The organism is Streptomyces sp. Tue6028 (assembly GCF_002300165.1).
GTDB lineage: Bacteria > Actinomycetota > Actinomycetes > Streptomycetales > Streptomycetaceae > Streptomyces > Streptomyces siamensis.
In genome coordinates this window covers 95148-119184 of sequence record NZ_MLCE01000006.1, presented here as the reverse complement: position 1 = coordinate 119184, position 24037 = coordinate 95148, and the positions used below count along the sequence as shown (strand labels likewise).

Sequence of the window (24037 nt, the reverse complement as noted above, 5' to 3'; positions counted from 1 at the left end):
ATGACCGTCGCCACGCTCGAAAAGGCCGCCACCGTCGAATTCCGTTCCCTACGACGGGAGTTCGGTCAGACCGTCGCCCTCGACGGCCTCGACCTGACGGTGCGGCCGGGTGAACTCCTCGCCCTCCTCGGCCCGTCCGGCTGCGGCAAGACCACGGCACTGCGCATGCTGGCCGGGTTCGAGCACCCCGACTCCGGCGAGGTGCTGGTCGACGGCGAGGACGTCACGGGAGTCCCGGCGCACCGCCGTGACGCCGGGATGGTCTTCCAGTCGTACAGCCTCTTCCCGCACCTGAGCGCCCTCGACAACGTGGCCTTCGGGCTGCGCATGCGCAAGGTGCGCACGGCGGAACGGCACTCCCGAGCGGCCGAGTTGCTCGACCTCGTGGGGCTGGCCGACAAGGGCGAACGCTTCCCCCACCAGCTCTCCGGCGGACAGCAGCAGCGGGTCGCCCTCGCCCGGGCGCTCGCGCTGCGGCCCCGCGTCCTGCTGCTGGACGAGCCGCTCTCCGCGCTGGACGCCAAGGTGCGGCTCACCCTCCGCGACGAGATCCGCCGCCTCCAGCAGGAACTCGGCATCACCACCGTGTTCGTGACGCATGATCAGGAGGAGGCGCTCTCCATGGCGGACCGGGTCGCGGTCATGCGCGCCGGGCGGCTCGAACAGTGCGCCGCACCCGCCGAGCTGTACGGGCGCCCGGCCACCGCCTTCGTCGCCGAGTTCGTGGGCACGATGAGCCGGATCCCCGGGCGGCTGGACGGCGGGACCGTCGAGGTCCTCGGTCTGCGGCTGCCGGTGGACGGCGACGCCCCGGGCGCACGGGAGGTCGACGTGCTCGTACGGCCCGAGGTGGTCCGGGTCCGGGCCGACGACGGCGGTGACGCCCAGGTCGTGGCCACCGCGTTCCTCGGCGCGGCCACCCGCGTCACCGTGCGGCTCGCCGACGGGACCGAGGTCAAGGCCGACCTGCCCACGCACGAGGCCGCGGCACTCGGCCCGGGCGGCGCGGTCACGGTGAGCCTGCCCGACAGGCCCGTCCTGGTCGCCGAGCGCTCCGCCTGAGCGGCGCGGGGCACGCGCCGGCGAGCCCCAGCGCCCCCCACACAGACTCCTGCACGCGTCCCACCCACCGACGCCCCCCACCGACGAAAGAGAGCCCCGTGACCCACCGCACCACCCCGCGGCCCACCCTCCAGGCCGTCCTGTTCGACATGGACGGCACGCTCGTGGACACCGAGCGGCTGTGGTGGGAGGCGGTGGAGCAGGTGGCCGACGGGCTCGGGCACGGGCTGACCGTAGCCGACCAGCCCGAGGTGCTCGGACGGCCCGTCGAGCACACCGCCGCCTGGCTCGGCGGGATCACCGGAGCCCCGGTGCGGGAGATCGCCGAGGAACTGCACGGGGAGTTCGCGCACCGCGTCCGCACCGGCATCGTGCCCCGTCCGGGGGCGACGCGGCTGCTGGACGCCCTGGCCCGTGACGGCGTGCCCACCGCACTGGTCACCGCGTCGCCCCGGGCCGTGGCCGACACGGTCCTCAGGGCTCTCGGGGCCGAACGCTTCGCCGTCTCCGTCACCGCCGACGACACCGAACGCACCAAGCCGGCCCCCGACCCCTACCTCGCCGCCTGCCGCGCCCTCGGCGTCGAGCCCGCCGCCTGCGTCGCCGTGGAGGACACCCCGACCGGGGTCACCTCCGCCGAGGCGGCCGGCTGCGCCGTGCTCGCCGTGCCCTCCCTCGCGCCGATCGCCCCCGCCGCCGGACGCACCGTCCTCGCCAGCCTGGAGGAGGTGACCCCGGACGGGCTGCGGGCGATGGTCGCGCCGTGCGAGCTGCGGGTGATGAGCTGGAACCTGTGGTGCGGCGGCACCGAGGTCGACGACCACCGGGCGAAGCAGCTCAAGGTCATCACGGAGACGGGCGCGGACGTCGTCGGGCTCCAGGAGACGTACGGGGACTCCGCCCGGGAACTCGCCGACGCGCTCGGCTGGCACCACCACCGCGCCGGCGACAACCTCGGCGTCATCAGCCGGTACCCCGTCACGGCCCGCCTGGGCGACCCGGACGTCGGCTTCTACGGCGGTACGGGAGTGCGGATCCGGCTGGACGACGGACAGCAGCTGGACGTGTGGACCGCCCACCTCGACTACACGCCGTACGGCCCGTACGAGGCCCGCTTCGACGGGCTCGCGGCGGTCGAGCTGATCGCCCACGAAGGCGTACGCCTGGAGCAGATGCGGGAGGTGCTCCGGCGGATCGACGACGCGGCCGACGACGCCGTCCCGGTGGTGCTGACCGGCGACTTCAACGCGCCCTCGCATCTGGACCGGCAGGACGTCGAGTGGCCCGTGACGAGGGCGGCCGAGGAGGCCGGCCTGCGCGACTCGTACCGCGAGGCCCACCCCGACCCGGCGCGGGAACCGGGCCACACCTGGTCGCCGGTCCACGTGCTGCACGAGGACGGCAGCGGGCGGCCCGAACCCCAGGACCGCATCGACTTCGTCCTGCACCGCGGTCTGCGCGTGCTCGACTCGCGCACGGTCGTCAGCGGCACCCCGCGATGCTGGCCGGACGTCGCGGGCAACGAGTGGCCGTCGGACCACGCGGCGGTCGTCACGACCTTCGCGCTGCCCCGCGCCGTCGGTCCAGGCACGGCCGAGCCGGCCGGCCCGACGGCAGGTGGGTGAGCCGGGAGCCGGCGCGGACAGCCATTGCGCTTCGAGCACGCCATCCCCTAGGTTGATCCGCGCACTCGCTACCAGCGAGTAACACCGATGGGTAACGAACCGTCGCCCGGCCACCCGACCGTCCTGCCGTCCTGGGGAGTCCATGCGCTGGCCCTTCGGCCGTCCCTCCACGGTCCGTACCCGCATCGTGGCGCTCGCGCTCGCCCCGGTCGTCGCCCTCATGGCGCTGTGGAGCTTCGCCATGGTCTCCGTGACCGGCGAACTCCGCGCGCTCGTCCGGGTCCAGGGGGTGTACGAGTCCTTCGGCACCCCCGTCGACACGGCGATCGGGCAGATCCAGATCGAACGTCGGCTCGCCGCCGCGTACCTGGGCGCGGAGCCCCGCACGGCCGCGGCCCTCGACCTGATGGAGCAGCAGCGCCGGACCGACCGTGCCGTGACGGCCATGCGCGAGGCGATCCGGGGCGGCGACCGGGGCACGCTCTCCGACCGGCAGCGCCAAGTCCTCGACACCGTGCTCGACTCCGTGGACGGCCTCGACGGCCTGCGGCAGCGCGTGCTGTCCCGCGACATCTCCTGGGACCGCGCCGTCACCGAGTACAGCGACCTCGTGGAACCGGGCTTCGACGTCCAGTCGGCGCTCACCGCGCTGCAGGCCGGACAACTCGCGCGCGAGGCCCAGGTCGTGATCGAGCTGGTGCGGGTGAGGGAGTTCGTGTCGCGCGAGGACGCCCTCGTCGCCGGGGCGCGGGCCGCCGGATCGCTCACCGACCGGCAGTACGACACGCTCACCGCGACCATCGAGGACCGCCGCGTCTTCGAGCAGACCTATGTGCCCGACCTCCCCGCCGATTCACGCGCACTCTTCGAGGGGTTCCAGCGGGCAGACGTGCACCGGGAGCTGACCCGGGGCGAGGACTTCCTGCTGCGGGCCGGCGCGCAGCGTGCCGGGGAGGCCGTCGCGGCCGGCTCCTGGCGCACCACGACCGACCACGCCGTCAAGCGCTACATGCAGTTGTGCACCCGGGCGGCCGTCAACTCCGCGGAGCGCGGGCGGGCGTTCGCCTACCGGGAGCTCGCCAAGGCCGCGATCGTCGGCGCGCTCGGCCTCGCCGCGGTGGGACTGTCCCTGTGGTTCGCCGTCCGTGGCGCCCGCCGCATCTCGCGCCGCCTGGAGGCGCTCCGGGACGCCGCCGACCGGCTGACCGCCCGCCAACTCCCGGACGTCATGCGGCGATTGAGCGCGGGCGAGGAGGTGGACGCCGCCGCCGAGGCACCGCCCCTGGCCGACGGGGAGGCGGGAGCCGACGAGATCGGCCAGGTGGGCCGGTCCTTCAACACGGCGCGCCTCGCCGCCGTGGAGGCCGCCGTCCGGCAGGCCACCCTGCGCCGCGGACTGTTCGCCGTGCTCCTCAACATCGCGCGCCGCAGCCAGGCACTCGTCCACCGGCAGCTCAAACTCGTCGACACGCTGGAGCGGCGCACCGACGACCCGGACGTGCTGGACGACCTGTTCCGGATCGACCACCTCACCACGCGCATGCGCCGCCATGCGGAGAGCCTGATCATCCTCTCCGGAGCGGCACCCGGCCGCCGATGGCGGGCGCCGGTGCCCGTCGCCGACGTGGTGTCCTCCGCGGTGAGCGAGATCGAGGAGTACGCCCGCGTGGTGGTCCCGCCGATGCCGGACACGGGCATCGCCGCGGACGCCGTCGCCGACGTCGTCCACCTCGTCGCCGAACTCGTCGAGAACGCCACGGTGTTCTCGCCGCCGCACACCCAGGTCACCCTGCGCACGAGCCTGGCCGGCGGCGGCTTTGTCCTGGAGATCGACGACCGGGGCCTCGGCCTCGACCCCGAACAGATGGAGGAGGCCCACCGCACCCTCACCACGCCGGACGACTTCGACCCGACCCGGCACGACCGGCTCGGGCTGTACGTGGTGGGGCGGCTCGCCGCACGGCACGGCATCGAGGTCACGCTGTGCCGCTCGCCCTACGGCGGTACCACGGCGGTCGTCCTGCTGCCCCGGACGGTCCTCGCCTCGGTGGAGCCCGAGGGACCGGCGCCCGACCGACCTGAACTCGCACGAGAGCTTGCACGGCCGGCGACGGCACCCGAGGGCCGGCCGGCCGGGACGCCGGACCCGGATCGCCGGGCACTGCCCTCCCGGACCCGGACGGCGGTCCTGCCCCAGCAACGGACAGGGGAGCCGGGCGAGGCGACGGACACCGCGCCGGAGGCCGGGCGGAACACGGTCCGCGAGCGGGAGCGGTGGCAGGACGGAGGTCGGGAGCGGGAGCCCAGACGGGACGGAGCCCGAGAGGAACCCCGACGGGACGGAGCCCGTGAGCGGGAGCCCGGCCGGGACGGAGCCCGAGAGGAACCCCCACGGGACGGAGCCCGTGGGCAGGAGCCCGGCCGGGTCGGAGTGCCCGAGCGGGAGCAGTGGCGCGCCGCGGGTCGGGAGCCCGAGCGGCTGCGGGACGCCGGTCGGGAGCCGGACCGGTGGCAGAAGGCCGGACACGCGCCGGAAGCCGGTGCGGTCGCGGGCGCTCCCGTCCTGCCGACCCGCGTGCGCCAGGCCTCCCTCGCCGCCGGGCTGCGCACCGAGGAGCCGGCGTCCGACGAGGCGCCGGAACGCGAGGTCACGCCCGAGGAGATGCGCGCGGTCTTCGGCGCCTTCCAGCGCGGCCTCGACCGGGGCCGCCGGGGCCTGCCCACGGACCCCGGATCAGCGCCGCGAACCGACACCGAGGAAGGGACGGACGCCGACGATGCGCCGTGACCAGATCACCGAAGGGCCCGCCGAGGTCTCCGGGCCTCCGGGCACAGCCGCCGAACCGCCCGGAGCGGACCTCGGCTGGCTGCTCGACGACCTCGTGGCCAGGACCGACCACGTCCGCCAGGCCGTGCTGCTGACCGCCGACGGTCTTCCGCTGAGCCGCTCGGACGGCATGCGGCGCGCGGACATCGAGCACCTCGCCGCCGTCTGCGCCGGCTTCCACAGCCTCGCCCGCTCGGCCGGGGAGCGTTTCGCCGCGGGGGAGGTGCGCCAGACCATGGTGATGCTCGACGACGCGTATCTCTTCATCACCCCGGCCGGGGACGGCAGCCGGCTCGCCGTACTGAGCGACGTGCAGACCGATGTCGGACAGCTCGCCCACGAGATGGCGCTGCTCGTCCGCCGCGTCGGCCGGCACATGGCCGCCGCCGTACGGTCGGCCGCCGAACCGGCGGGCCCCTGAGCCCGCCGTGTCCGACGACCACTGGTACGAGGACGAGACCGGCTCGATGGTGCGGCCGTACACGATGACGCGGGGGCGGACCCGGCCCTCGGACCGGCACGCGATCGACCTGATGTCGCGGGTCACCGCCCTGGACACGGACGCGGGACTCCCGGGTGTGGACCACGCCCGGGCCGCCCTGCTGGAGCTCGTGCGCCGCGGCCCCCGGCCCGTGGTCGAGCTCGCCGCGGACGCCGACCTGCCGCTGACCGTCGTGCGCGTCCTGCTCGACGACCTGGCCGAGGCCGGTCTGGTACGCGTCGACGGTCCGCCGCGGCACGCCCCGGGCGGACCGGTGGCCGACCCGGAGCTGCTGCGCGAGATCGTCGAGCGCCTGCGCGAGCTCTGAGGACCCGACGCGTGCGGTGCCGTGACCGGCGGGCCCGGTCTCCGGGGCCGACGAGGCCGGGCATCGGGGCCGAGGCGAGACCACGCGTCGGCCCGAAGGCCGGCCCGGGCGTCACGGCCGGTGCGTGCCCTGCCGTGGGAGCCGACGGGGTCAGGCCATCGGGAGCTGACGTGGTCCGGGTGCCGGGACCGACGCGAGTCCGGGCGTCGGCGCGAAGATCAGCCGGGGCATCGGGGCATCGGGGCATCGGGGCATCGGGGCATCGGGGCATCGGGGCGACCGCGAGCCCTGTCGCCGGCGCCGGTCGCGGCCCGGTCTCCGGAGCCCGTGCGAGCCCCGCCGCGGGAGCCGGCAGACGGCAGCCGACGGGCCGGATACGTGCGTCGGCCCGGAACGTGGGCCGCCAGGGCGCGGCCGTGCGGTCGCCGGCCCGTCACACGCCTGTGACCTGCGCCTCAAGGGCGACAGAGCCCCTTCGGAGGGCGCGCAACGAATCACCGCCGAAGGCCATCGGCACGCAACGATTCGTCCAGTGCCGCGCAACGGGTCCTTCTTGTCCGGCCGAGCCCGCCGACCGTACCGTCTATCTGGCCCCCCAAACCCCTCCGTACCGGTGAGGAACACGCATGCGCACAGCCCTGCTCCAGAGCTCCGGCCGCCCCGGCTCGGTCGTCGAGAACCTCAAGGTGCTCGACGAGGCCGCGGGCCGTGCCGCCGAAGCGGGCGCCGGGCTGCTGGCCACGCCGGAGATGTTCCTGACCGGGTACGCGATCGGCGACGACATCGCCCGTCTCGCCGAGCCCGCGGACGGCGACTCCGCCGACGCGATCGCCGAGATCGCCACCCGGCACGGCGTGGCCGTCGTCTACGGCTACCCGGAGCGCGACGGCGAGCGGGTCTTCAACTCCGCGCAGCTGATCTCCGCCGACGGCACCCGCCTCGCGAACTACCGGAAGACGCATCTCTTCGGCTGCTTCGAGCGCGACCACTTCACGCCCGGCGAGCAGCCCGTCGTCCAGGCCGAGGTCGGCGGACTGCGTGTCGGCTTGATGATCTGCTACGACGTCGAGTTCCCGGAGAACGTGCGCGCGCACGCGCTGGCCGGCACCGACCTGCTGATCGTCCCGACCGCGCAGATGCATCCGTTCCAGTTCGTCGCCGAGTCCGTCGTCCCGGTGCGGGCCTTCGAGAACCAGATGTACGTCGCGTACGTCAACCGCACCGGTCCCGAGGGCGAGTTCGAGTTCGTCGGGCTCTCCACGCTGGCCGGGCCCGACGGGATCGCCCGCACCCGGGCCGGCCGGGGCGAGGAACTGGTCCTCGCCGACGCCGACCCCGTCCTGCTCGCGGACTCGCGCGAGACGAACCCGTACCTGAAGGACCGCCGCCCCGGCCTCTACGGGTCCTTGATCTGACACCCCGGCGCCCCGCCCCCGCCCCACCGGCCCGCCCCGCACGCTTTTCCCGCAAGGAGTCCGTACCCCATGACGTCCACGGTGCCCAACGCCGTCCAGCACGCCGACGTGCAGCAGCCGCCGATCACCATGTTCGGCCCGGACTTCCCCTACGCGTACGACGACTTCCTCGCGCACCCCGCGGGGCTCGGCCAGATACCCGCGACCGAGCACGGCACCGAGGTCGCGATCATCGGCGGTGGTCTCTCCGGCATCGTGGCCGCCTACGAGCTGATGAAGATGGGTCTCAAGCCCGTCGTGTACGAGGCCGACCAGATCGGCGGCCGGCTGCGCACCGTGGGCTTCGACGGCTGCGACCCGTCGCTGAGCGCGGAGATGGGCGCGATGCGCTTCCCGCCCTCCTCCACCGCACTCCAGCACTACATCGACCTGGTGGGCCTCGAGACCCGGCCGTTCCCCAACCCGCTGGCCGAGTCGACGCCTTCCACGGTCGTCGACCTCAAGGGTGAGTCGCACTACGCCGAGACGATCGACGACCTGCCGCAGGTCTACCGCGACGTCGCCGAGGCCTGGAACAAGTGCCTCGAAGAGGGCGCCGACTTCTCCGACATGAACCAGGCCATGCGGGAGCGCGACGTGCCGCGCATCCGCGAGATCTGGGCGAAGCTCGTCGAGAAGCTCGACAACCAGACCTTCTACGGCTTCCTCTGCGACTCCGAGTCCTTCAAGTCCTTCCGGCACCGGGAGATCTTCGGCCAGGTCGGCTTCGGCACCGGCGGCTGGGACACCGACTTCCCGAACTCCATCCTGGAGATCCTGCGCGTCGTCTACACCGAGGCCGACGACCACCACCGCGGCATCGTCGGCGGCTCCCAGCAGCTGCCGCTGCGCCTGTGGGAGCGCGAGCCGGAGAAGATCGTCCACTGGGCGTACGGCACCTCGCTGGCGAGCCTGCACGAGAACGGCGAGCCGCGCCCGGCCGTGACCCGGCTGCACCGCACCGCGGGCAACGGGATCACCGTGACCGACGCGGACGGCCACATCCGCACCTTCAAGGCCGCCGTGTTCACCGCGCAGTCCTGGATGCTGCTTTCCAAGATCGCCTGCGACGACTCGCTCTTCCCGATCGACCACTGGACGGCGATCGAGCGGACCCACTACATGGAGTCCTCGAAGCTCTTCGTGCCGGTCGACCGGCCGTTCTGGCTCGACAAGGACGAGGAGACGGGCCGGGACGTCATGTCGATGACGCTCACCGACCGTATGACCCGAGGGACTTACCTCCTCGACGACGGCCCGGACAAGCCCGCCGTCATCTGCCTCTCGTACACGTGGTGCGACGACAGCCTGAAGTGGCTGCCGCTGTCCGCGAACGAGCGCATGGAGGTCATGCTGAAGTCGCTCGGCGAGATCTACCCGAAGGTCGACATCCGCAAGCACGTCATCGGCAACCCGGTGACCGTGTCCTGGGAGAACGAGCCCTACTTCATGGGCGCGTTCAAGGCCAACCTGCCCGGTCACTACCGCTACCAGCGGCGCCTGTTCACCCACTTCATGCAGGACGGGCTGCCCGAGGACAAGCGCGGCATCTTCCTGGCCGGAGACGACATCTCCTGGACGGCCGGCTGGGCCGAGGGCGCCGTGCAGACCGCGCTGAACGCGGTGTGGGGCGTCATGCACCAGCTGGGTGGCGAGACCGACGCGACCAACCCCGGTCCCGGCGACGTCTACGACGAGATCGCGCCGGTGGAACTGCCCGAGGACTGAGAACGTCCGGCGCGGGCGGGCCGGGCCGATCCCGCCCGCCCGCGCCGGAGTCAGATTCCGCCCGCCCGCGCCGGAGTCAGATTCCGCCCGCCCGCGCCGGAGTCAGATTCCGCCCGCCTGTGCCGGAGCCGGACTCCGCCCGCCCGCGGCGACGTCAGACACCGGCCGCCCGCGCCGCGGTGTACACCTCGGCGGCCACGTCCTTGAGTTCCTCGGCGTCCCGCACCGAGCTCTGGAGATCGAGGAAGACCTCGTCGAAGCCGAGCTCCGCGTACGCCGCCAGATCCTCCACGATCTGGTCGACGCTGCCCTGGAAGGGGTGGCGGTGCTCGCCCTCGTACGCCTTCGCCGAGTACCGGGCGTTGGTGCGCAGCACCGTCTCGATCGGCCGGGTGCGACCGCGCTCGGCGGCCAGCTCCTGCAACTGGCCCCACTGTTCGGTCAGTTGACCGACGCCCAGACCCACGGGCATCCAGCCGTCCGCCACGTCGACGAGGCGGCGCCGGGCCTTGGGCGAGCCCGCGGCCAGCAGGATCGGGATGGGACGGGCCGGCTTGGGGCCGACCGCGGCGGACGCGATCTTGGTGACCTTGCCGTCGTAGACCACCGGGTCAGGGCCCCACACGGCGCGGCACACGGCGATGAGCTCGTCGAGGGCCTGGCCGCGCTCGGCGAAGGGCCGTACGGACGCCGCCGCGTACTCGTCGTGCGACCAGCCCGTGCCCAGGCCCGCGACGACGCGTCCGCCGCTCGCCGCGTCGAGCGTGGCGAGGGACTTGGCCAGCTGGAACGGCACGTGCAGCGGGGCGATCAGCACGCTGGTGCCGAGCCGGGCGCGCTCGGTGGCGGCGGCCGCGAGGGTCAGTGAGACGAGGGGTTCGGCGACCCCGCGGTACGACTCGGGCCAGGGCAGCCCCTCGATGCCGTACAGCCCCTGGGTCGGGGGATCCGGGAACAGGGCCCGCTCGAAGACCCACAGGCTGTCGTACCCGATCCGCTCGGCCGTGCGAGCGACGTCGGGCACGTCCCGCCCGAGGTCGTACTGCTTCATCTGGGGGAGACCGAGGCCGAGCCGAGTCGCCATACCTTTGCTCCTTCGCATCCGGGTGTGCCCGTCGATCAACGTACAGCGATCTCGGGGGAGTTCCGGCGATCCGGGCGCGGCGTGGCCGGATCAGTCGGGCAGCGGCGTGAGCAGCATCCGGCCGGCGAACCCGACCGCCGCGTCGAGCCGCTCGGCGAACTCATCGGCCAGGTCGGCCAGTTCGCGCAGCGCCCAGAGGGCCCGCGCGGCCGCCCAGGTGGCGTCGCGCGCCCGCTCCAGGCTCCAGGAGCCGAGCAGATGGGTGAGCGGATCGGCGATCTGGAGCAGGTCGGGGCCCGGCATCAGATCTTCGCGGACGCGTTCCTCCAACGAGACGAGGAGGTCGCCCACGCGGTCGAACTCGTCCTCCAGATCGGCCGGTTCGCAGCCGAGCGTACGACAGGTGTCCACGACGGCGAGCGCCAGATCGTGCCCGATGTGCGCGTTGATGCCCGCGAGCGCGAACTGCAGCGGACGTACGCCCGGATGGCGGCGGAACTGGAGCAGGGGCCGCCAGCAGGCGGGCGCGCGCCCCTCCTCCGCCACCGTCAGATAGCGCTCCGCGAAGCGTACGTCCAGCGCTGTCGTGGCCCGCCGGTCCGGGAAGTCACCGGCCTCCAGGCGCCGGCCGACCTCCTCGGTGACGGCGAGGTAGACGCGGTTGAAGACGGCGACGCCGTCCCGCCCGGGCAGGCTCGCGTCGAGGGCGCGCATACGGGAGACGACGGTGCCCACCGTGCCGACGGGATCGCTGAACTGTGCCGACTGCGCCATGGGGGCAGCGTCCCAGTCCTAGGCTGGCCGCAGTGCCGCCGGGCCGGACGCTTCCCCAGAACGGGGGAACCGTCCGTGGCGGGAGTGGGGGGAGCAGTACGTGTCAGGCTTGCGTGCCCAGCGACTGGCCGCGCGGAGGGCCGAGCGCAGGCGCACCGCCCGGCGCGGTGCGATGGTGGCGGCGGCCTCGGTCGTGGTCGCGGTGGGCAGTGCGACGGGAGTCCTGTCCGCGCTCGACGGTCATCGCTCCTCCGACGAGGCGGGGCCGACGGTGACGAGCTCCCCTCGCCTGCTGCCCCTGCCCGCCGTGCCGACGCCGACGACGGCCTCGGCGTCGCCCTCCCCGTCGGCGTCCGCGTCCCCGAAGCCGCGGCCCGAGCCCTCGCCGACGAGGAAGCGGACGGAGACCGTCGCGGCCGCGCACCTGCTCTACCGGCATCCCGACTCGCAGATACTCGACTGGGTCCGGGCCCACCCCGGCGACTCCCGGCGGGCGGTCATCGAGTCCCGGATCGCCGACCGCCCGGCGGCGGTGTGGTTCGCGGACTTCACCCCGTCGACCATCACCGCGCGGGTCAGGGCGGTGACGTCGGCCGCCGCGGCGCAGGGCCGGGTCCCGGTCGTCGTGCCGTACGCCGTCCCGCAGCGCGACTGCGGCGGCGCCTCGGACGGCGGGGCGCCCGACCTGGCGGCCTACGACGGCTGGATCGACAGGTTCGCGGCGGGGCTGGGCTCCGGCGAGGTCGTCGTGATCCTGGAGCCCGACGCGATCGCCCAGTCCGACTGCCTCTCGGAGGGCGAGCAGGCCGACCGGTTCGCCTCGCTGGCGCGGGCGGGGCGTGTCCTCAAGGCCGCCGATCCCAAGGCCCGGGTCTACTACGACGCGGGACACTCCGACTGGAACCCGGCCGCCAAGCAGGCCTCGCTGCTCGATCAGGCGGGGGCCGCCTCGCCCCGCTCCTCCGACGGCATCTTCACGAACGTGTCCAACTTCCACCGGACGGCCGACGAGATCGGGTACGCCAGGCAGGTGCTCTCCGCCCTCGGCGGTCCCACGAGCCTGGGCGCGGTCGTCGACACCAGCAGGAACGGCAACGGCGCGCCGGCCGACGGCGAGTGGTGCGATCCGGCGGGCCGGAAGATCGGACAGGCGCCGACCCTGAACACGCACGAGTCCAGGATCGACGCCTATCTGTGGGTGAAGCTGCCGGGCGAGTCCGACGGCTGCAAGGGCTCGCCGGGCAGCTTCTCGGCGGAGTACGCCTATGAGCTGGCGCGCTGATTTCTGCCCGGCGCGGTCGACTCCGGCTCGCCGTCCGCGTCGTACGAGGAGGTGCCCTCGTCCAGCAGCGGTTCCTGAGTCTTGAGGTGCGCCGGCGCCATCGCGCGCAGCGCGTGGTAGCCGGTGATGACGACGAGGGTGCCCAGCGCGATGCCGTTCAGCGAGAAGTTGTCCGTGAACTTCAGCGTGACGCCGCCGACGCCGATGATGATGCCCGCGGCGGCCGGCACCAGGTTCAGCGGGTTGCGCAGGTCGACCCGGGCGTTGAGCCAGATCTGCGCGCCGAGCAGGCCGATCATGCCGTACAGGATGACGGTGATGCCGCCGAGGACACCGCCCGGGATCGCCGCGACGACCGCGCCGAACTTGGGGCAGAGGCCGAAGAGGAGGGCGAAGCCGGCGGCGGCCCAGTACGCGGCGGTGGAGTAGACGCGGGTCGCGGCCATCACGCCGATGTTCTCGGAATAGGTGGTGTTGGGCGGGCCGCCGACCGCGGTGGAGAGCATCGAGGCGACGCCGTCCGCGGAGATCGCGGTGCCCAGCTTGTCGTCCAGGCTCTCCCCGGTCATCTCGCCGACCGCCTTCACATGGCCCGCGTTCTCGGCGACCAGCGCGATCACCACCGGCAGCGCGACGAGGATCGCGGACCACTGGAAGGACGGACCGTGGAAGGACGGCAGTCCGACCCAGTCGGCCTTGCCGACGCCGGAGAGGTCCAGCCGCCAGTGGTCCGTGAGCTTTCCGCTCGCGTCCACCGAGTGGATCTGGCCGAAGATCCGGTCGAAGGCCCAGGAGATGCCGTATCCGAAGAGCAGACCCAGGAAGATTGCGATCCGTGACCAGAAGCCGCGCAGGCACACCACGGCCAGGCCGGTGAACAGCATGACCAGCAGCGCCGTCCACTGGTCCTGCGGCCAGTACGTGGAGGCGGTGACCGGGGCGAGGTTGAATCCGATCAGCATGACGACCGCGCCGGTCACGATCGGCGGCATGGCCGCGTGGATGATCCGTGCCCCGAACCGCCGCACGGCGAGGCCCACCAGGAACAGCACGACACCGACGACGAACACGGCGCCGGTCACCGTCGCACTGGTGCCGCCCTGGGCGCGGATCACGGCGGCGACGCCGACGAAGGACAGGGAACAGCCCAGGTAGCTGGGCACATGGCCGCGTGTCGCGAGCAGGAAGATGGCGGTCGCGACGCCGGACATCATGATCGCGAGGTTGGGGTCGAGGCCCATGAGGACGGGCGCGACGAAGGACGCCCCGAACATGGCCACCACATGCTGCGCCCCCAGCCCGATCGTGCGGGGCCAGGAGAGGCGTTCATCGGGGCGGACGACTGCTCCGGGTTCGGGCCTGCGCCCGTCGCCGTGCAGTTTCCAGCGCACGCCGAGGTCCATGGTGTGGCTTCGCTTTCTCTGTACGTGAATCTGTCCGGACCATTGTCAGGGGTAACCAGCCGCCCTACGCTCGCACGGTCTTACTCATGAACCTCGTTCACATGTCTGATCGGAGTTGTCAATGAGTGCAAGATCCCGACTGGGCGTGGTCGTGGCCGCCGTGATCGCCCTGGCGGCCACCGTCGTCCCCTCGGCCACGGCCCACGCGGGGCCCAAGGTTCCCCGGACGGCCGTCCTCGACGGCGCCGCACTCCAGCGGACGAAGGTCCGCCTGGACCACGGAGATCCACAACTCGCCCGCGCCCTGAAGGACTTGACGGCCCGCGCCGACAACTGGCTCGGCCAGGGCCCCTGGACGGTCGTCGACAAGCCGAAGCCCGCCCCCGGCGGTGACGTCCACGACTACCTCAGCCAGGCGCCCTACTGGTGGCCGTCCCAGCCCAGGACCGCCGAGAACCCCTGGGGCTGCCCCTACGTCCAGCGCGACGGCCAGCGCAACCCCGAGGTCGACACCGGCACCGACCGCCAGGACGTCGAGAAGGTCTTCGACTCGACGTACGACCTGGCGCTCGCGTGGTACTACAGCGGCGACAAGCGGTACTCCGAGAAGGCCGGACAGGTCCTGCGCACCTGGTTCCTCGCCCCGGACAGCCGGATGAACCCGAACCTCGACCACGGGCAGTTCATCCCCTGCAAGTACGACGGCCGGGCCATCGGCATCATCGACTTCTCGCAGTCCTACACCAGCGTCCTGGACGCCGTCGCCATCCTGGACACGGGCGCACCCGGCTGGTCCGAAGCGGACCGCGGTGCGATGCGCGCCTGGAACACCGCGTTCCGTGACTGGCTGGCCGACAGCGCCTTCGGCAAGGAGGAGGGTGCCGCCCAGAACAACCACGGCACCTTCTACGACATGCAGCTCGCCGCCCTGGCCTACGCGACCGGCGACCGGGATCTCGCCCGGCGGACCGTCCTCGACGCCCGCGCCCGGCGCATCGACCCGCAGATCGCCGGCGACGGCAGCCAGCCCCAGGAACTGGCGCGCACCCGCAGCTGGCACTACTCGACCTTCGACCTGGTCGCCTACACCCGGCTCGCGGCCATCGGCCGGCACGTCGGGGTGAACCTGTGGTCCTACCGGGGGCCGGACGGCCAGAGTCTGTTCAAGGCGGTCGACTACCTGCTGCCCGCCGCCACCGGTGCCGAGCCCTGGGGGCATCCCGAGCTCGAGTTCCACCGCTTCGCGGCGAGCGACGTCGTGCACGCGGCCGCGGACGCGGGGGACCGGGCCGCCCGGGCCGCCCTGCCCAGGCTGGAGGCGCCTCCCGGCGGTGACCTGTGGGCGCTGCGGCCCGCCGCCGAGCAGCTCGACTCCATCGCGGGCTGAGCCCGCCCGGCCGGGGCTTCTGAGCGTTTGCTTAGGATGAGGGGGTGCCGTTTTCGGCCATGTCCCGTTCGTCCCGTACGTCTCAGGAGCCCCGCCCGTGACCGCCGAAGCCCCCGTCGCCCCCGCCCTGCCGTACGGGCGGCTGCTGCCCGTCACCGTCCACTTCGACGACCTGGACGCCCTCGGACTGCTCCACAACGCCCGCTACCCGGTCATGGTGGAGCGCGCCTGGACCGCGCTGTGGAGCGAACTCGGCTTCGGCTTCGACGGCGACTGGGAAGCGGCGGGCGACTTCTGCAACGCCGTGCGGGAACTGCGCGTCAGCTACGAGGCCCCGGTCAGCAAGCCCGGCGCCTACGCCGTCCACATCTGGCTGGAACGGCTCGGCACCACCGGGCTCACCTACGGCTTCCGCTTCTGCTCGGCCGACGGCGCGGTGACGTACGCGCACGGCACCCGTGTGCTGGTCCGGCTCGACGCCGGGACGCTGCGCCCGACCTCGTGGAGCGACCGGTTCAGGGCCTTGGGTCAGGAACTGCTGCGCCCGCAGGGGTGACCGTCGGGCGGTCCCGGTCGCCCGCGCGCAGCACGCCCGCCAGTACGGCCAGGCCGCACGCCAGGACCGTCACCAGCCCGAACGACACCATCAGGTTCGTCGCCTGCGCCAGGGTGCCGATCGCGCTCGGCGCGACCAGGCCCGAGGTGTACGTGATGGTGGCGACGCCCGCGATGGCCTGGCTCGGGTTCGGGCCGCTGCGTCCGGCCGCCGCGAAGCAGAGCGGAACCACGACCGCGATGCCGAGGCCGAGCAGCCCGAAGCCGCCCATCGCCACGGCCGGGCGGTCGGCCACGACGACCAGCAGTCCGCCGAGCACGGCGAGGACTCCACCGGCCCGTACCGTGCGGACGGCGCCGAAGCGGTTCACCACCGTGTCGCCCAGGAGCCGGGCCACCGCCATCGTGAGCATGAAGCCGGTCGTGCACGCCGCCGCGAGACCGGCCGAGGTGCCCAGCTGGTCCCTCAGGTAGACCGCCGACCAGTCGAGGCTCGCGCCCTCCGCGAACACCGCGCAGAAGCCGACCGCCCCGATGAGCAGCGCCGACCTGGGCGGCAGCGTGAAGCGCGGCGGCGGCTCCTCGTCCTCGGTCGGCTTGAGGTCGAGCACCCACTGGCATGCGCCCAGGCCCAGGACGGTCAGTACCGCGGCAGCCAGGGCGTGGTGCAGACGCGCGTCCGAGCCCAGGTGCGCGGCCAGCGTGCCGGCCGCCGAGCCGATCAGTGCGCCGGCGCTCCACCACCCGTGCAGGCCCGACATGATCGACTTGTGGAGCCGGTTCTCGACCTCCACGCCCAGCGCGTTCATCGCGACGTCCGCCATGCCCGCCGTGGCGCCGTACGTGAAGAGCGCGAGGCACAGGGTGTACAGGTTCGGTGCGAGGGACGGCAGGATCAGCGCCAGCGTCCACAGCGAGATCAGACCGCGCAGCGCGTTGCGGGCGCCGAAGGTGTGGCTGATCCGGCCCGCCAGCGGCATCGCGACCGACGCGCCGATCGCCGGGAAGGCGAGCGCGAGGCCGAGCTGCCCCGCGCCGAGCGAGGCATGGTCCTGGATCCAGGGGACACGGGTCGCGAAGGAGCCGGTGACCGCCCCGTGCACCGCGAACACGGCAGCCACGGCGTACCGGGCGCGCTTCACGTCGCTCATGTCGTAGACCACTTCACCCATCGTGCCGCTGCCCCTCCCGGACGTCCTCCCCATACTGCTGCCGTAAACTATCAGGAACCCTGCCTGATAAATAGTCGACGATGCGGACGCCGGTACCGGAGGACAGGACCGGGCGCCGGACGCCGGGGCCCGCACCCCGGCCGTCCGGGCCGCGTGCCCTGCCGACCCGGGAGGACTCCGTGATCTGGGAGGATCCCGGCATGCCCGCATCCCCGAGCACCGCCCGAGCCATCAACGACCGGCTCGCCCTGCGGCTCCTCCAGCAGGAAGGCCCCTTGACGGCAGGGCAGTTGAAACAGCTCACCGGACTGTCCCGGCCCACCGTCGCCGACCTCGTGGAACGGCTCACCGCGGCGGGGCTCGTCTGCGTGGTGGGCGAGTCCGGGGAGCAGCGGCGCGGACCGAACGCCCGGCTGTACGGGATCGTCGCCGACCGCGCCCAGCTGGCCGCCCTCGACGTCCGCACCGAGAGCGTCTCCGTCGTCGTCAGCGATCTGCTCGGCGCGGAGCTCGCGCGGGCGTCCCTGCCGATCGCCGACGACACGGGCACCGGACCCGCCGTCGAACAGGCGGTCACCCTGGTCGAACGCACCGCCAAAGAGGCCGGGGCCGAGCGTCTGCACACGGTGGGGATCGGCGCGCCCGGCCTGATCGACCCCGCCAGCGGCGAACTGCGCGACTCCTCCGGTCTGCCCGCGTGGCACCGGCGCCTCGTCGCCGCCCTCCAGGAACGCCTGCCCGCCCGCGTCCTCGTCGAGAACGAGACCAACCTCGCCGCCCTCGCGGAACAGCGCGACGGTGCTGCGCGTGACCGCGACACCTTCGTGCTGCTGTGGCTGGGCCACGGCACCGGCGCGGCAGTCGTCCTGGACGGCGCCCTGCGCCGCGGTGCCTCCGGCGGCACCGGGGAGATCGGCTTCCTGCCCGTGCCCGGCACCCGCACGCTCCCCTCGGCGACGGACTGCGAGGGCGGCTTCCACTCGCTGGCGGGCGCGGCGGCCGTCGCGGCACTCGCCGCGGAGCACGGCCTCGCGGCGGAGTCCGCCGCGCACGAACCGCACGCCGCGGCGCTGGTGCGCGCGGCCGTGGCGGCCCCGGCCTCGGGTGATTCCGGCGCCGCCCGCTTCCTCGACGCCCTCGCCGACCGGCTCGCCATCGGCGCCGCGTCCGTGATCGCCGTGCTCGACCCCGGGTGCGTGGTGCTCGGCGGCGAGGTCGGGCAGGCGGGCGGCGACGCCCTCGCGGCGCGGGTGGAGGAGCGGCTGCGGCGGATGTCGCCGCTGCCCACCGAGGTGCGCGCGAGCACGCTCGGAGGAGGTGCGGTGCTGCGCGGAGCGCTGCTCACCGCGCGCGACGGCGCGCAGGACGAGCTCTTCGCGGCGCCTGGGAGCGCCGGGGGGCGCGACCTCCTTTAGACCGCGCCCCGGACCGGGCCGCGGTCGCGGACGCCCGAAGGGCAGTTGCCTGCGCGCGGGAGGGCAGGCAGCTCACACGATCCCCGATACGGGGGGCAGGCCGCCCGAGCTGTCCCGTACGCCGGAAGGGCGCGCCTCCCGCACGCTCGCGGACGCCGGTCGGGCAGGCCTCCCGCTCACTCCCTGGAGCCGGAGGGCACGCTGCCCACACAGTCCCGTACGCCGGGAGGGCAGGCAGCTCACACGATCCCCGGTACCGGGAGGGCAGGCCGCCCGAGCCGTCCCGTACGCCGGAAGGGCGCGCCTCCCGCACGCTCGCCGACGCCGGTCGGGCAGGCCTCCCGCTCACTCCCCGGAGCCGGAGGGCACGCTGCCCACACAGTCCCGTACGCCGGGAGGGGTGGCCGCCCGCGCCGTCCCCGTATGCGCGAAGGGCGCGCCTCCCCGCATGCGCCCGTACACCGGGCGCGCCCCGCGCGACTCAGGCCTCGGTCCCTCCGATGTGCGCCTTGAGGTACTCCTCGAACGTCCCCTTGCCCACCGCGTGGTCCGGAGCGAGGTGCCCGCCGTTCCTGAAGGCCCGGTAGGTCTTTCCGGCCAGGCGCACATCGACGAGCGGGCGCCGCCTGCCGGTGGCGCGCAGGTAGGCGTCGGCCAGGGAGCGGAAGCCGCGGACCTCGGGGCCGCCCATGTCGTCGACGCGGCCCGCGGGTGCCCCGAGCGACAGTGCGGCGAGCCGGTCGGCGACCTCGGCCACCTCCACCGGCTGGTCCGAGACACCGGCGGGGAGCAGCAGCACGGGCATCTTGGCCAGGGACCCGAGGACCTGGGCCACGAGGTCGTGGAACTGGGTGGCGCGCAGGATCGTCCAGCCCAGCCCCGACTCCTCGATCTGCTTCTCCACGGCCAGCTTGGCCCGGTAGTACCCGAGCGGCACCACGTCCACGCCGACGATGGAGATGTAGACCAGGTGGGACACCGCGGCCTTCCGCGCGGCCGCGATCAGGTGCGCCGCCGCCCGCTCGTCACCCCCGCGGGGAGAGCTCGCGCAGTGCACGACGGTGTCCACGCCGGCCAGCGCCGCGTCCAGCCCGGCACCGCCCTCGCGCAGGTCGACGGCGTACGGCTCGGTGCGCCGGCTCAGCACCCGCACGTCGTGGCCGTCCGCCCGCAGTCGTGCGGTGACGAGCCGCCCGAGGGTTCCGGTACCGCCGGTCACCAGGATCGTGGTCATGCTGCTCAGCCCTTTCGACGTCGGCCGCTCCCGTGCGGAGCGGACTTCACCGACTGAGACCGCACAGCACCCGTGCGATGTGACAACGGCGCGCTACACCCCGGCCAGCTGGCGTCCCACGAACGCCAGCTTGTCCGGGTTGAGCACGCCGCGCATCTGTGTGAAAACGCCGTCCTGCGCCTCGAACGAGACGACGACGAAGACCTGGCCGTCGTGCCGTCCGACCAGCGCCGTACTCCCGTTGACCTCGGCCGTCGTGAACTCGGCGCCCGCTTCGATCCTGTTCGTGACGCCCGCGAAAAAGCGCAGGACCTTGTCGCGCCCCCGGATCGGCCGCAGTGCCGCTCTGACCTTGCCGCCGCCGTCGGACCACCAGGTCACGTCCGCCGCCAGCAGCCGCTCCAGGCCGGCCAGGTCGCCTTCGCGCGCCGCCGTGAGGAAGGAGGCCACGAGCCCCTCCTGCTGTTCCGGAGGGGCATCGAAGCGGGCCTCGGGCACGGCGAGCCGCTGCACCGCCCGCCGGTACAGCTGGCGGCAGTTGGCCTCGCCGAGCGCGAGTACGCCGGCGATCTCCCGGTGGTCGTACGCGAAGGCCTCACGCAGCACATACACGGCGCGTTCCGTCGGGGTGAGCCGCTCCAGGAGGACGAGCAGGGCCAGGGACACGGCATCACGCCGCTCGGCCGACTCCAGGGGGCCGAGCGTCCCGTCCGAGGTGACGACGGGCTCGGGCAGCCATGTCCCCGTGTACCGCTCGCGCCGCGCGCGGGCCGAGGCGAGCAGGTTGAGACAGAGGTTGGTGACGACCTTCGCCAGCCAGGCGCGCGGCTGTTCGACGGCCGCCCGGTCGGTCCTGCTGAAACGCAGATAGGCGTCCTGCACGACGTCCTCCGCGTCCGCGGCGGAGCCGAGCATGCGGTAGGCGAGCCCGAACAGCTGCGGGCGGTGCGTCTCGAACTCGTCGGCGAGGCTTGTCGTCACGCTCCCAGCCTGGCAGAGGCGGTTCATGCCATGTCCCCGGGCCCGTATGTGCCTTCGGGTCGGCTCTCCGTGCCGGGAGACCCGAGGAGGTCGGGGTGGGGGACCCGGCGGCGGGGCAAGGGCCTTCGTCACCGCCGCCGGGTCGATCTGGGGGGCACAGCGCAGTGATCGCAGACCCTAAGTGGACTAGACCAACAGGGTCAATAGGTATGGACCAATAACAAGATGGCTTCGTGGCAAGGGAGTTGGGCCGGCGGGCCTGTCGCAGAAGTCCATTCGCCTGACCTGTGAGGCACCCCACAGGGGTTCACCCGCATGGACGTCGATCAGGCGTGGCAGACTGGCCCTGTACCAGAAGCAGCGCACTCCGGGGTCGGTGAAATTCCGAACCGGCGGTTACAGTCCGCGACCCGGTCGCTTCCAGCGGCCGGTTGACCAGGTGAAATTCCTGGACCGACGGTTAAAGTCCGGATGGGAGGCAGTGCGCGGCGGGCGGGCATTCGTGCGCGCCGCCGTATGTTGCGGCACGTCCTGTCGGACGTGTCCCTGTCGGCGACGTTCCCGGTGTTCTCGTCCGCTCATTCTGTCGTCATCGACAGGCCCCGGAGTCCGTGCCCCATGAGGCAGGAGGACCCGGGAAGTGTTCACCGGAATCGTCGAAGAGCTGGGTGAGGTCACCGCCGTCGAGATCCTCGACGACGCCTCCCGTTTTCGTCTGCGCGGCCCCGTCGTCACGCAGGGCGCGCAGCACGGCGACTCCATCGCCGTCAACGGCGTCTGTCTCACGGTGGTCGAGCACGAGGGCGACGAGTTCACCGCCGACGTCATGGCGGAGACCCTGAACCGCTCCAGCCTCGGTGCCCTGGCCGTCGGCTCCCGCGTCAACCTGGAACGCCCCATGGCCGTGGGCGAGCGCCTCGGCGGACACATCGTGCAGGGGCACGTCGACGGCACCGGCTCGATCATCGAGCGCAAGCCGTCCGACAACTGGGAGATCGTCAAGATCTCGCTCCCCGCGGACCTCTCCCGCTACGTGGTCGAGAAGGGTTCGATCACCGTGGACGGCATCAGCCTCACGGTCGTCGACGCGGGCCCCGACCACTTCACGGTCAGCCTCATCCCCACCACCCTCGACCTGACCACGCTCGGCCACAAGCAGCCCGGCGACCCGGTCAACCTCGAGGTCGACGTGATCGCCAAGTACGTCGAGCGGCTGCTCGGCGGGCGCGGTGACCAGCCGGCCGGCCTGCCCGGCACCGAGGGAGCCACCCGGTGAACTGGCTCAACTCCGAGGCCTTCGTCCTGTTCGACCAGCACATCAAGTGGTCGGACATGGCGGGCAACGTGATCGGTCTGATCGCCCTCGCCCTCGGCTGGCGGCGCTCCATATGGAGCTGGCCCGCCCAGTTCGTCTCGGGCGTCATCCTCTTCGCGGCCTTCGCGACCGCCCACTACTCCGGCAGCGCGGGCAAGCAGGTCGTCGTCATGGTCGTCGCCGTGTACGGCTGGTGGCAGTGGAACCGCGGCAAGGGCCAGGACGGCTCCGTCGCGGTCCGCTTCGCCACCTGGCGCGAACGCGCGGCGATGGCCGGTGCCGCCGCCGTCGGCACGGTCGCCGTCGCCGGCCTGTTCTTCGCCTACCCGTCCTTGTCCTGGGACCCCTGGCCGGACGCGTACATCTTCGTCGGCACGATCGTGGCGATGTACGCCCAGGCGCGCGGCATGGTCGAGTTCTGGTTCGCCTGGCTGCTCGTCGACGTCGTGGGCGTACCGCTGAACTTCGCCAACGGCTTCGCCTTCTCCGGATTCGTCTACGTCCTGTACGGCGCGCTCGTCCTGTGGGGCATGCGCGACTGGTGGCTGCGCTCCCGAAAGGCCGGGCAGCCCGTCATGGAAGGAGCTCCGGCATGACAACCGCGCCGGTTTGGTACAGCACCGGGCACGACCAGGATGCCTCCGACTTCGCTCTCGACCCGATCGAGCAGGCCATCGCCGACATCGCGGCCGGCCGCCCCGTCGTGGTCGTCGACGACGAGGACCGGGAGAACGAGGGCGACCTCGTCATCGCGGCCGAGAAGGCGACCCCCGAGATCGTCGCCTTCATGATGAGCGAGTGCCGCGGCCTGATCTGCGCGCCCATGGAGGGCGACGAACTCGACCGGCTCCGGCTCCCGCAGATGGTCGACGACAACACCGAGTCGATGAAGACCGCGTTCACGGTGTCCGTGGACGCCTCCGCCGCCCACGGTGTGACCACCGGCATCTCGGCGTCCGACCGGGCCACCACGCTTCAGCTCCTCGCCGACGGGACCGCCCAGGCCGACGACTTCGTCCGTCCCGGGCACATCTTCCCGCTGCGCGCCAGGCCCGGCGGTGTCCTGGTCCGCAACGGCCACACCGAGGCCGCCGTCGACCTGGCCCGCCTCGCCGGACTGCGCCCCGCCGGCGCGATCGTCGAGATCGCCGGCGAGGACGGCCGGATGCTCCGGCTGCCCGAGCTGATCCCGTTCGCCCGCAAGCACGGCCTGACGATCATCTCCATCGAGGACCTGATCGCCTACCGGCGCTCCCTCAAGCTCTCGGCCCCGCCCGAGCAGGGGGGACCGTCGGCCGAGCCCACCGTGCGCCGTGAGGCCGAGGTGCACCTGCCCACCGCCTTCGGCGAGTTCACCGCCTACGGCTATCGCTCCACCGTCGACGGCGTCGAGCACGTCGCCCTCGTCCACGGCACCGTCGGCGACGGCGAGGACGTCCTCGTCCGCGTCCACTCCGAGTGCCTCACCGGCGACGTCTTCCACTCGCAGCGCTGCGACTGCGGCCCCCAGCTCCAGACGTCCATGCAGCGCATCCAGGCCGAGGGCCGAGGCATCGTGGTCTACCTGCGCGGTCATGAGGGACGCGGCATCGGGCTGCTCTCCAAACTGCGCGCGTACGAACTCCAGGAACGCGGCCGGGACACCCTCGACGCCAACCTGGAGCTGGGTCTGCCCGCCGACGCCCGGGACTACGGCGCGAGCGCCCAGATCCTGGAGGACCTCGGCGTGCGGAGCCTGCGCCTGATGACCAACAACCCCGACAAGACCGACGCGCTCGTCCGGCACGGCCTCCAGGTCACCGGACGCGAGCCGATGCCCGTCCAGGCGGGCGAGCACAACCTCCGCTACCTGCGCACCAAGCGGGACCGGATGGGACACGATCTGCCCTGGCTCGACACGACCACCGTGTCGGCCTGCAGCAACCAGTAA

The 24037-nt window shown here is 72.8% G+C and carries 20 protein-coding genes and 1 riboswitch; of the genes, 14 read left to right on the top strand and 6 right to left on the bottom strand.

The annotated features are described in order from the left end of the window. The 7 genes from BKI49_RS05190 to BKI49_RS05160 all read left to right on the top strand — a co-directional run bounded on the left by BKI49_RS05190 (nucleotide 1) and on the right by BKI49_RS05160 (nucleotide 9505). Nucleotides 1-1062 carry an ABC transporter ATP-binding protein gene (locus BKI49_RS05190; protein WP_095933006.1) on the top strand — a complete coding sequence of 354 codons (1062 nt, stop codon included), beginning with the start codon at nucleotides 1-3 and terminating at the stop codon, nucleotides 1060-1062. 98 nt (nucleotides 1063-1160) lie between these two features. After that, entirely contained in the window at nucleotides 1161-2687 is a 1527-nt protein-coding gene (locus BKI49_RS05185) for an HAD-IA family hydrolase (protein WP_257004624.1), read from the top strand. Between the two features lie 142 nt (nucleotides 2688-2829). Continuing rightward, a complete protein-coding gene (locus BKI49_RS05180; RefSeq protein ID WP_095933005.1) occupies nucleotides 2830-5475 on the top strand; it encodes a nitrate- and nitrite sensing domain-containing protein in 2646 nt (881 codons plus the stop codon). Next, entirely contained in the window at nucleotides 5465-5935 is a 471-nt protein-coding gene (locus BKI49_RS05175) for a roadblock/LC7 domain-containing protein (protein WP_095933004.1), read from the top strand. Before BKI49_RS05180 ends, BKI49_RS05175 begins: the two co-directional genes overlap by 11 nt. A gap of 7 nt (nucleotides 5936-5942) precedes the next feature. After that, nucleotides 5943-6323: a DUF742 domain-containing protein gene (locus tag BKI49_RS05170; RefSeq protein ID WP_257004623.1), complete on the top strand. Its 381-nt coding sequence runs from the start codon at nucleotides 5943-5945 to the stop codon at nucleotides 6321-6323. A 626-nt stretch (nucleotides 6324-6949) separates the two neighbouring features. Next, on the top strand, nucleotides 6950-7738 hold the full coding sequence (locus tag BKI49_RS05165) for a carbon-nitrogen hydrolase family protein (protein WP_095933003.1): 789 nt from the start codon (nucleotides 6950-6952) through the stop codon (nucleotides 7736-7738). Nucleotides 7739-7807: 69 nt separating this feature from the next. After that, a complete protein-coding gene (locus tag BKI49_RS05160; protein ID WP_095933002.1) occupies nucleotides 7808-9505 on the top strand; it encodes a flavin monoamine oxidase family protein in 1698 nt (565 codons plus the stop codon). A gap of 154 nt (nucleotides 9506-9659) precedes the next feature. Here the strand turns inward: BKI49_RS05160 and BKI49_RS05155 are convergent, their stop codons facing one another. Continuing rightward, nucleotides 9660-10589 carry an LLM class F420-dependent oxidoreductase gene (locus tag BKI49_RS05155; protein ID WP_095933001.1) on the bottom strand — a complete coding sequence of 310 codons (930 nt, stop codon included), beginning with the start codon at nucleotides 10587-10589 and terminating at the stop codon, nucleotides 9660-9662. 90 nt (nucleotides 10590-10679) lie between these two features. Further along, a complete protein-coding gene (locus BKI49_RS05150; protein WP_095933000.1) occupies nucleotides 10680-11363 on the bottom strand; it encodes a DUF5995 family protein in 684 nt (227 codons plus the stop codon). A gap of 172 nt (nucleotides 11364-11535) precedes the next feature. On the opposite strand from BKI49_RS05150, the gene BKI49_RS05145 reads away from it, so the two are divergent. Further along, nucleotides 11536-12645, top strand: a complete 1110-nt coding sequence (locus BKI49_RS05145) for a glycoside hydrolase family 6 protein (RefSeq protein ID WP_095932999.1) — start codon at nucleotides 11536-11538, stop codon at nucleotides 12643-12645. Here the strand turns inward: BKI49_RS05145 and BKI49_RS05140 are convergent. Continuing rightward, nucleotides 12627-14048 (bottom strand): uracil-xanthine permease family protein, encoded by a 1422-nt coding sequence (locus BKI49_RS05140; protein ID WP_095932998.1) that lies wholly within the window; start codon nucleotides 14046-14048, stop codon nucleotides 12627-12629. The two genes, BKI49_RS05145 and BKI49_RS05140, sit on opposite strands and share 19 nt — an antisense overlap. Before the next feature lie 121 nt (nucleotides 14049-14169). On the opposite strand from BKI49_RS05140, the gene BKI49_RS05135 reads away from it, so the two are divergent. Then, nucleotides 14170-15435 (top strand): alginate lyase family protein, encoded by a 1266-nt coding sequence (locus BKI49_RS05135; RefSeq protein ID WP_095932997.1) that lies wholly within the window; start codon nucleotides 14170-14172, stop codon nucleotides 15433-15435. 97 nt (nucleotides 15436-15532) lie between these two features. Then, complete coding sequence (locus BKI49_RS05130; protein ID WP_095932996.1) at nucleotides 15533-15991, top strand: acyl-CoA thioesterase; 459 nt, start codon at nucleotides 15533-15535, stop codon at nucleotides 15989-15991. Here BKI49_RS05130 and BKI49_RS05125 read toward each other — a convergent pair. Then, complete coding sequence (locus BKI49_RS05125) at nucleotides 15951-17162, bottom strand: MFS transporter (protein ID WP_095932995.1); 1212 nt, start codon at nucleotides 17160-17162, stop codon at nucleotides 15951-15953. The two genes, BKI49_RS05130 and BKI49_RS05125, sit on opposite strands and share 41 nt — an antisense overlap. 200 nt (nucleotides 17163-17362) lie before the next feature. Here BKI49_RS05125 and BKI49_RS05120 point away from each other — a divergent pair, with 200 nt between their 5' ends. Then, complete coding sequence (locus tag BKI49_RS05120) at nucleotides 17363-18577, top strand: ROK family transcriptional regulator (protein WP_095933144.1); 1215 nt, start codon at nucleotides 17363-17365, stop codon at nucleotides 18575-18577. A 481-nt stretch (nucleotides 18578-19058) separates the two neighbouring features. On the opposite strand, the gene BKI49_RS05115 is transcribed toward BKI49_RS05120, so the two are convergent. Further along, nucleotides 19059-19811 (bottom strand): SDR family oxidoreductase, encoded by a 753-nt coding sequence (locus BKI49_RS05115; protein ID WP_095932994.1) that lies wholly within the window; start codon nucleotides 19809-19811, stop codon nucleotides 19059-19061. A 93-nt stretch (nucleotides 19812-19904) separates the two neighbouring features. Then, the gene (locus BKI49_RS05110; RefSeq protein ID WP_218835027.1) at nucleotides 19905-20792 is read right to left on the bottom strand and encodes an RNA polymerase sigma-70 factor; all 888 of its coding nucleotides are present in this window, start codon (nucleotides 20790-20792) and stop codon (nucleotides 19905-19907) included. Nucleotides 20793-21150: 358 nt separating this feature from the next. After that, nucleotides 21151-21281: riboswitch (FMN riboswitch) on the top strand. Between the two features lie 151 nt (nucleotides 21282-21432). On the opposite strand from BKI49_RS05110, the gene BKI49_RS05105 reads away from it, so the two are divergent. From BKI49_RS05105 to BKI49_RS05095, 3 genes are read left to right on the top strand one after another with little or no spacing between them, the layout of a single operon-like run. After that, nucleotides 21433-22068, top strand: a complete 636-nt coding sequence (locus tag BKI49_RS05105; protein ID WP_095932992.1) for a riboflavin synthase — start codon at nucleotides 21433-21435, stop codon at nucleotides 22066-22068. Next, nucleotides 22065-22703, top strand: a complete 639-nt coding sequence (locus tag BKI49_RS05100; protein ID WP_028803649.1) for a nicotinamide mononucleotide transporter family protein — start codon at nucleotides 22065-22067, stop codon at nucleotides 22701-22703. The genes BKI49_RS05105 and BKI49_RS05100 overlap by 4 nt, the downstream gene beginning before the upstream one ends. Beyond that, nucleotides 22700-24037, top strand: a complete 1338-nt coding sequence (locus BKI49_RS05095; protein WP_095932991.1) for a bifunctional 3,4-dihydroxy-2-butanone-4-phosphate synthase/GTP cyclohydrolase II — start codon at nucleotides 22700-22702, stop codon at nucleotides 24035-24037. Before BKI49_RS05100 ends, BKI49_RS05095 begins: the two co-directional genes overlap by 4 nt.